General features: G+C 41.5%; 10 protein-coding genes and 1 other RNA gene. 7 read left to right on the plus strand and 4 right to left on the minus strand.

Annotated elements, in window-relative coordinates:
* The first annotated feature begins 57 nt into the window (after positions 1-57).
* Positions 58-1,728 (plus strand): DNA repair protein RecN, encoded by a 1,671-nt coding sequence (recN, locus tag BUA59_RS13345; RefSeq protein WP_072840197.1) that lies wholly within the window; start codon positions 58-60, stop codon positions 1,726-1,728.
* Between the two features lie 95 nt (positions 1,729-1,823).
* Here recN and fur read toward each other — a convergent pair whose 3' ends face one another.
* On the minus strand, positions 1,824-2,234 hold the full coding sequence (fur, locus tag BUA59_RS13350) for a ferric iron uptake transcriptional regulator (RefSeq protein WP_012071629.1): 411 nt from the start codon (positions 2,232-2,234) through the stop codon (positions 1,824-1,826).
* Between the two features lie 69 nt (positions 2,235-2,303).
* Here fur and BUA59_RS13355 point away from each other — a divergent pair, with 69 nt between their 5' ends.
* Entirely contained in the window at positions 2,304-2,621 is a 318-nt protein-coding gene (locus BUA59_RS13355; protein WP_072840198.1) for an outer membrane protein assembly factor BamE, read from the plus strand.
* Here BUA59_RS13355 and BUA59_RS13360 read toward each other — a convergent pair.
* From BUA59_RS13360 to BUA59_RS13370, 3 genes are read right to left on the minus strand one after another with little or no spacing between them, the layout of a single operon-like run.
* A complete protein-coding gene (locus BUA59_RS13360) occupies positions 2,618-2,902 on the minus strand; it encodes an RnfH family protein (RefSeq protein ID WP_072840199.1) in 285 nt (94 codons plus the stop codon). The two genes, BUA59_RS13355 and BUA59_RS13360, sit on opposite strands and share 4 nt — an antisense overlap.
* A gap of 1 nt (position 2,903) precedes the next feature.
* Positions 2,904-3,335 (minus strand): type II toxin-antitoxin system RatA family toxin, encoded by a 432-nt coding sequence (locus BUA59_RS13365; protein WP_012071632.1) that lies wholly within the window; start codon positions 3,333-3,335, stop codon positions 2,904-2,906.
* A 1-nt stretch (position 3,336) separates the two neighbouring features.
* The gene (locus BUA59_RS13370) at positions 3,337-4,695 is read right to left on the minus strand and encodes a sodium-dependent transporter (RefSeq protein WP_072840200.1); all 1,359 of its coding nucleotides are present in this window, start codon (positions 4,693-4,695) and stop codon (positions 3,337-3,339) included.
* Positions 4,696-4,876: 181 nt separating this feature from the next.
* Here BUA59_RS13370 and smpB point away from each other — a divergent pair, with 181 nt between their 5' ends.
* From smpB to BUA59_RS13390, 5 genes are all read left to right on the plus strand, one after another.
* On the plus strand, positions 4,877-5,356 hold the full coding sequence (smpB, locus tag BUA59_RS13375) for an SsrA-binding protein SmpB (RefSeq protein ID WP_012071634.1): 480 nt from the start codon (positions 4,877-4,879) through the stop codon (positions 5,354-5,356).
* 90 nt (positions 5,357-5,446) lie between these two features.
* Positions 5,447-5,808: a transfer-messenger RNA gene (ssrA, locus tag BUA59_RS13380) on the plus strand.
* 148 nt (positions 5,809-5,956) lie between these two features.
* Positions 5,957-6,541 carry an ATPase gene (locus BUA59_RS13385; RefSeq protein WP_072840201.1) on the plus strand — a complete coding sequence of 195 codons (585 nt, stop codon included), beginning with the start codon at positions 5,957-5,959 and terminating at the stop codon, positions 6,539-6,541.
* On the plus strand, positions 6,525-6,692 hold the full coding sequence (locus tag BUA59_RS23870; RefSeq protein WP_175550778.1) for a hypothetical protein: 168 nt from the start codon (positions 6,525-6,527) through the stop codon (positions 6,690-6,692). Before BUA59_RS13385 ends, BUA59_RS23870 begins: the two co-directional genes overlap by 17 nt.
* A gap of 325 nt (positions 6,693-7,017) precedes the next feature.
* On the plus strand, positions 7,018-7,491 hold the full coding sequence (locus BUA59_RS13390; RefSeq protein ID WP_072840202.1) for a hypothetical protein: 474 nt from the start codon (positions 7,018-7,020) through the stop codon (positions 7,489-7,491).
* Positions 7,492-7,556: the final 65 nt, after the last annotated feature.

The raw sequence follows: 7,556 nt of genomic DNA on the forward strand, positions 1-7,556 counted from the left end.
AACAACCAAGTACTGTATAAATAACCATATAAATATATTCTCTCTTTGGAGCCCTCTATGCTGACCAGCATCGCTATTTCCAACTTCGCCATTGTTGAATCCCTAGAATTGGAGTTCAAGAAAGGTATGACCGTGATTTCAGGTGAAACAGGGGCAGGTAAATCCATCATGGTGGATGCCTTGTCACTTTGTTTAGGTGATCGTACCGATGCTGCTGTCGTAAGACATGGGCAAAAAAGAGCAGATATCAGCGCAAGCTTTGATATACAAAACTATCCACACGTACATAAATGGCTAGAAGAAAGAGATCTAGAACACGATCAACATTGCATATTACGCCGTGTTATCAGCAAAGAAGGTCGTTCTAAGGCTTACATAAATGGTCGCCCTTGCACGCTAAGCGATCTAAAAGACGTTGGTAGCCAATTAGTTGATATCCATGGCCAACACGAGCATCAGTCATTACTCAAAAAGAATGCCCAAAGACAACAAGTTGATGAATATGGCCGACTCACTGAGCTAAGTAAAAAAGTCAGTCAGCAATACGCAACATGGCGACAACTAAAAGAAGAATTGTCTGCTCAGCAGAATCGCTCATCAGAACAAGATGCCAAAATCCAACTATTGTCTTATCAAGCACAAGAGCTGCAGCAGCTTGATCTAAAAGAAGGCGAAATCGAAGAATTAGAGAACGAGCAAGCGTTTTTGTCGAACATTGCCGATTCACAATTTAAAGCCTATCAAGCCAGCGGTATTTTGATAGACAGCGACGAAGGCAATATTTGCTCTTTGTTGCATCAAGCAATTAATAGCGCCAGCCAAATTCGTCCAGCCACAAAAGAATTAGAAAATGCGTTAGAAATGATGAATGTAGCCCTAATTCAGGCACAAGAAGCGGCAGATAGTTTGCATCACTACCAAGATACTTTGGAGCAAAATCCTGAACGTCTTATCGATATAGAGCGTCGCTTATCTGATATTTACGATACCGCTCGCAAACACAGAACCTTACCAGAAGGACTTTTATCCTTACGAGAAAGTGTGGAAGCAGAACTGGATAGCTTACAAGGCAGCGAAGAAAGCCTAGAGTCATTAAAAGAAAAAGAAGAGCTAGCCTACGAAAAGCTTACTGCGCTTGCCACCACATTGACCGAAAAACGCATTATCGCAAAAGACGAACTAGCACAAAAAGTTGAAGAACAAATACATGGATTGGGTATGCCATATGCGCGTTTTTTTATTCAATGCCAACCACTAAACCAAGTCTCGGCAAATGGTTTTGAAGACATCGAATATATGATCGCATCCAACCCAGGCCAACCTGCTCAACCATTACGCAAAGTTGCCTCAGGTGGTGAGTTGTCACGTATTAGTTTGGGCATTCAAGTGGTTACCGCACACACCTCCATTATCCCAACATTGGTATTTGATGAAGTAGATGTGGGCATCAGCGGTGGTATTGCTGAAGTCGTTGGCCGCATGCTGCGCTCTGTAGGCAAACGCGGACAAGTCTTTTGTGTGACTCACTTGGCGCAAGTGGCAGCGCAAGGCAATCAGCATCTACGAGTCAGTAAACTGGTTGAAGATGAAGCAACTTCCTCTCAGGTCGAGCTACTCAAGGATCAAGACCGCACACAAGAGATCGCACGTTTATTAGGTGGATTAGAACTTACCGAACAAACCTTAGCTCACGCTCGCGAAATGCTTAGAAATGTTCAACTGCAGTAGCGCTTCATTTAGATAAAATAGAAACTAAAACAAAAAAGGGCCTAAACTCTGCTATTTAGGCCCTTCTCATGCATTACCCTTAGGTAAACGAACTTTTATTTCTTCTTTGGACGCACGTAGATAATCAAGCTGTGATCTTCAATATCAAAACCATGCTCTTCTGCGATTTCACGCTGACGTTTTTCAATAATTGGATCAACGAATTCAATGACTTTGCCAGTTTCTAGACAAATCATATGATCGTGATGGTCCCCCTTCGCCAACTCAAAAACAGCTGTTCCTGCTTCAAAATGGTGACGTTGCACCAAACCCGCAGTTTCAAACTGAGTTAGCACACGGTAAACTGTCGCCAAACCAACATCTTCACCTTGATCAAGTAGAGTGCGATACACATCATCAGCACTCATATGGCGGTCGCCCGCACCTTCAAGAATTTGTAAAATTTTCACTCGTGGTAGAGTTACCTTGAGTCCCGCTTTCTTTAGCTCTTGATTTTCGCTAGTCATGAGTCATTCTCTATTCGATCTTGTTGATAATTACTTTATCATTAGCACACCGGAGTAAGGATAATACAAATGAAAAAATCAGTTTTAATATTATGCGCAGCACTTTCACTTAGCGCATGCAGTTTATTTCCACCACCTTACAAGGTTCCAGTAACACAAGGAAACCTTGTAACGAAGGAACAACTATCACAGTTACAAATTGGCATGTCTGAATCTCAGGTCACTTACCTACTGGGTAACCCCATGTTAAGAGACACTTTCAAGCCAGACGAATGGCATTACCTATATACAGTTCTATACGCAACACCAGACACCAAGAAAAGTGATGCAAACGACCTAGTGCTAATTTTTAGCGACGGCGTTTTAACACAAATCAAAAACAACTAATCTTTAGTTGTTTTTGCTGCACGGTTGGCCCTAGCTTGTTTTGGGTCAACCTTCAGCTCACGATACAACTCAACTCGCTCGCCTTCTTTTAACTCTTGCTCTTCTGCATTTCGCACGGCTTTACCGAAGATACCCACTTTTACGGTCTCCACATCCACATCAGGAAAGAAAACTTGGATATTCGAACGGCGCACAGCATCGCGCACGGTACAACCATCTTCAACCTCTAGAGCAATAATTTTTTGCTTCTCAGGCAAAGCATAAGCTACTTCAACTCTCATACTATTCACCGTATACCACTTTTGCACGCTTGCTAAAAGAATCCACCATCGTATTGGCAATTTGGCTAAACACGCCGCCAAAGGCAAATTTCAGCATACCGCTTAATTCAAACTCAATACTCAGCATGATTTTACAACTCGTCGGAGACAACTCCGTGAAAGTCCATACGCCATGCAAACTCTTAAACGGCCCTTTTACCAAGGTCATCTCTATTCGACTAAAATCTTCCAGAAAGTTCCTCGTGGTAAAAGATTGTCTAACTGGTCCCTTACCTACATCCAAAGACGCAACGATTTCCGTTGGCGTTTTTGAAATTAATGTAGAACTCAAACACCCAGGTAAAAACTCAGGATAACCGTCGATGTCATTTACCAAGGCAAACATTTGCTCGCAACTGTAATTAACATGTGCGAAGCGTTCTATATGACTCAAACTACACTCCTATCCAGCCAGCAAGGGTAATCACAATCATTGCTGGAATACTTATGTATTTCAATGTCTTATACCACCATTGAAAATGATTTGCTTGTTTTGTGATCATCTCATTTTGCAACATGGAATGTGGAATAAACCAAGCCACCAAAACAGACAGCAAAATAGCTCCCACTGGTAAAAGAATCAAAGACGTAAATTCATCTAACAATTCAAAGAAATTCAGCCCAAAGACAATTTTGCTGTCCCAATGATTAAAAGACAACAGCACCGCAATACCAACAAACCAAACGGCAATCCCCATCAGTAGCGCGGCTTTCAAACGGGCGATATAAAATTTTTCATGCAGCCAAGCAACGAACAATTCTAACATGGATATGGCTGACGTAAGAGCAGCAACCACAAGTAATAAAAAGAACACTCCTGCAAAAAACTGACCGCCTGGTAAACTACCAAAAATGATAGGCAAAGACACAAAGGTCAAACTTGGCCCAGCTTCGACATCAATATTAAACGAGAACACCAATGGAAAAATAACCAAACCTGCCAAAATAGCCACTAGCAGATCCACACCAACAACTATGCTACAAGCTCGGGCAATAGACATACGCTTACTCATATAAGCGCCATAAGCAAACATTGCACCCATTCCGACACTCAAACTGAACAAAGCAAGTCCAACTGCAGATAAGACAACCTCAAAGGTAATATCCTGCCAAGACCAACGAAACATAAAGTTCAGCGCTTCATTCATATTACCAATAGTCATGGAATAAAATGCTAACAACAGTAACATCACTACCAAAATCGGTAACAAAATCCGTACTACAGCAGACAAACCACGCGTCACCGACTGTCCGACGGTTAACACCACCAATCCCATAAATACAGAATGCCATAACAACATTTCTGTCGGTGTTGCTAACAAATTATCAAACATGCTGGCCGCGCCAACTTGCGTGATGTCTTTAAAGTCGCCAGACACCGCACGATCCAAATAAGCAAGAGACCAGCCCGCAATCACACTATAAAAAGTCAGAATCAGAAACCCCGTTATACCAGCTAACCAAGGCACAAACACCCAAGCCGGATGAACAATACGGCGCTCACTTAAATCGTTTACCGTATCAATTGGGTTAGAACGAACCGTGCGACCCAAAGCGACTTCCGCCATTAACACAGGCAAACCAACGAGTAACAAACATAAGCAATACACCAACAAAAATGCACCGCCACCGTTTTGTCCGAGCACATAAGGAAACTTCCAAATATTCCCTAATCCCACTGCCGATCCACTGGCCGCAAAAATAAATATCCACGGACTTGACCAGATACCTTGTAAACATCTACTTTCCGGCATAAATTTAGGCTCTAAATACACAAGATGTGTTTAAGGATAGGAATAAAACGTAAACGTGGCCAACACATCCGCGCTACCTAACCTGACAAATTAATTAACAAGTGCGAATTTTCCAACATTCAGGCGCATACCTCAAGAAAAGCATAGGTTTTTGCCACTATCGACCGTATAATTTGTAACTATGAGTAAAGTAAAGAAAAAATCCACCAGCACGGGCACCATCGCGCTTAACAAACGTGCAAAATACGACTACTTTGTCGACCAGAAGTTCGAAGCCGGTTTGGTTTTGTCTGGTTGGGAAGTAAAAAGCCTGCGCGAAGGCAAAGCCCAATTAGTAGACGCATTCGTCATCATCCATCAAAACGAAGCGTGGCTCGTCGGTGCGCGTATTACGCCACTGCTTAGTGCCTCAACGCATGTCGTTTGTGAACCAATGCGCCAACGCAAATTGCTTTTAAACCGCAAAGAGCTTGAACGCATCATCCAAGTCACCGAGCAAAAAGGCAAAACTTGTGCGGCCATGGCGCTGTACTGGAAAGGCAACAAAATCAAATGCGAAGTCGCCTTGGTAACAGGTAAAAAAGAACACGATAAACGTGATACCGAGCGTGATCGTGATTGGTCAAGAGACAAAGAACGACTAATGAAACACAATGCTTAATAGACGCCATTCAAAATTAGGTTGAATTAAGCATTTCAGCGTTATCTCTAGCGTAAGCAGATTGTTTGCGCTAGACTAACGTTACTTTTTGGGGGCGACATGGTTTCGACGTCGGTTACAAACCCAAAGGTGCATGTCGAGAGTGATGCGTGATCTCGTTAATCCCCCGCATCAATTTTATAGTCGCAAACGACGAAAACTACGCTTTAGCAGCCTAAACCGCTGCTAGTGTGCTGCCCTCAGGTTGCTTGTAGCCAGAGATTCTGCAGTATCATAAATTACAAGATGCTAACTGATGCCCCGCCTAGGGATAAGGTTCTAAGACTAAGTAGGCTCGCCATTAACACCCTGTCCTTCGGGCGGTTCGTGGTCAAATAATAGAAGTGACTATGCATGTAGAGCCGATGGCAGAGGACTGACGGACGGGGGTTCGACCCCCCCCGCCTCCACCAATTAAACGGTTGTTTTTAGAAGGGTTTGCACTTTTTAAAAGGAACTGGATGCACGTATGAAGCATCAAATAAAAAGCCACCCATTAAGGTGGTTTTTTTTGCTTTGGACTAAGGTTCGTTAAGTAAAGTTATGGAGGAGCTCTGATCAATGCCAACTTGTTGGATCATCGCAGGCCCAAATGGTGCAGGGAAAACAACCTTTGCCCTAGAGTTTTTACCTCAAGTGGCGAATTGCTCTAGCTTCATAAATGCAGACTTAATCGCTGCAGGCTTATCTCCATTAGCTCCCGAGAAAGAACTTGTCGCAGCAAGTCGTATATTCCTCTCAGAAATACGTGCAAATATTAAAAAGAGAAAAGATTTTGCTGTCGAAACGACACTATCAGGAAAGAGCTACCTAAAACTCATTAAGCAACTGCAAGAAGACAACTGGCGAGTAGAACTAATTTATCTTGCACTACCTAATATCGAAGTATCTAGCTTTCGAGTTGCCGAGCGTGTTGCTCATGGTGGTCATAACATTCCAAGTAACGATATTATTCGTCGTTTCCCAAGAAGCTTAGCAAATTTATTGGATCTTTTTTCGTACCAAGTAGATCAATGTCAATGCTATATGAACGCGAACGAAGAACCGATATTACTGTTTGAGCAGCATGGAAAAAATCGCATTATTTATCAACAAGATGTACTCAGAAAATTAATGATAGAGGCCAATTATGACAACTCAATCTAAAAACCCAATGGTACAATCCACACAAGACATTCTAAAAAAAGCAGTAAAAGCAGCGTTAGAGCGTAAACAAAAACTAGGTCAATACAGTGTCATGTGGAAAGAAAATAAAATTGTCACTCAAGGCGAAGACGCTCCTCAAATTCAAAAGTAAATTGTTTCTAAGGCCTTAAGCTAATTTATGGACTGCCGTGAGGCTAGGCCTGTATTTTCATTAAAAACTCCCCCGACCACTTCATTTCGAATTAAATATCCTTTTCTTGCCACTTGCCAAAAATAGCGACTAGACCAGAGAAAACCTTTACACTTTTCAAATTGCTCGTCAGCGAGTGCAAAAACAGTTAGACGGCTTGGTTGCTATCATCTCAGACAACAAGAACTACCGAGACATGACCATACCCGTTCAAGACTTGAGCAAACTTAAAATAATTGGCCGAGTTGTGTGGTCAGGCCATCCAATGATTTAGGGGAGTACTAGCATGGAAGATAAAAAGAAAGACTTTCACTTTTGGATATTTCTATTCGTATCAGTTATATGGAGCATTAGAGTTTTTTGGCTTCTAATTGAGGATCAGTATTCATCTAGTTTCAATAGCCAAATGCCATTAAATGAAGTTGGCGACTTCTTATCTGGCTCATTTAGCCCTCTTGCCTTTGCATGGCTTGCTTACGGTTATTGGATGCAGAATAAAGAGATATCAATGAACAGAGAAGAACTAATGATCAGCAGAAAAGCCCTAGAAGCACAGGCAAAAGAGCTGGCAAATTCAGTAGATCAGCAAAAATACATGGCTGCTATTGCTAAGCAAGAAATAGAATATAACAAAGCCTTAAACTTAGAAAGAAAAGTTGAAAATAGTATAAAGCATCTCCCTCTAATATGCTGGAATTCATTTAAGTCAGCAAAATCTAATGATAAAGTACAAGAAAACAATAAAACAATAAAATTATAAAATTATAAAATTATAAAATTATAAAATTATAAAATTATAAAATTATAAAATTATAAAATTATAAA

Origin of the sequence: Marinomonas polaris DSM 16579 (assembly GCF_900129155.1) — a bacterium.
GTDB lineage: Bacteria > Pseudomonadota > Gammaproteobacteria > Pseudomonadales > Marinomonadaceae > Marinomonas > Marinomonas polaris.

Bases quoted from the DNA above. Each gene is read 5' to 3' on its own strand.
- recN (WP_072840197.1), top strand. From the start codon at position 58: ATGCTGACCAGCATCGCTATTTCCAACTTCGCCATTGTTGAATCCCTA.
- fur (WP_012071629.1), bottom strand. From the start codon at position 2,234: ATGACTAGCGAAAATCAAGAGCTAAAGAAAGCGGGACTCAAGGTAACT.
- BUA59_RS13355 (WP_072840198.1), top strand. From the start codon at position 2,304: ATGAAAAAATCAGTTTTAATATTATGCGCAGCACTTTCACTTAGCGCA.
- BUA59_RS13360 (WP_072840199.1), bottom strand. From the start codon at position 2,902: ATGAGAGTTGAAGTAGCTTATGCTTTGCCTGAGAAGCAAAAAATTATT.
- BUA59_RS13370 (WP_072840200.1), bottom strand. From the start codon at position 4,695: ATGCCGGAAAGTAGATGTTTACAAGGTATCTGGTCAAGTCCGTGGATA.
- smpB (WP_012071634.1), top strand. From the start codon at position 4,877: ATGAGTAAAGTAAAGAAAAAATCCACCAGCACGGGCACCATCGCGCTT.
- BUA59_RS13385 (WP_072840201.1), top strand. From the start codon at position 5,957: ATGCCAACTTGTTGGATCATCGCAGGCCCAAATGGTGCAGGGAAAACA.
- BUA59_RS23870 (WP_175550778.1), top strand. From the start codon at position 6,525: ATGACAACTCAATCTAAAAACCCAATGGTACAATCCACACAAGACATT.
- BUA59_RS13390 (WP_072840202.1), top strand. From the start codon at position 7,018: ATGGAAGATAAAAAGAAAGACTTTCACTTTTGGATATTTCTATTCGTA.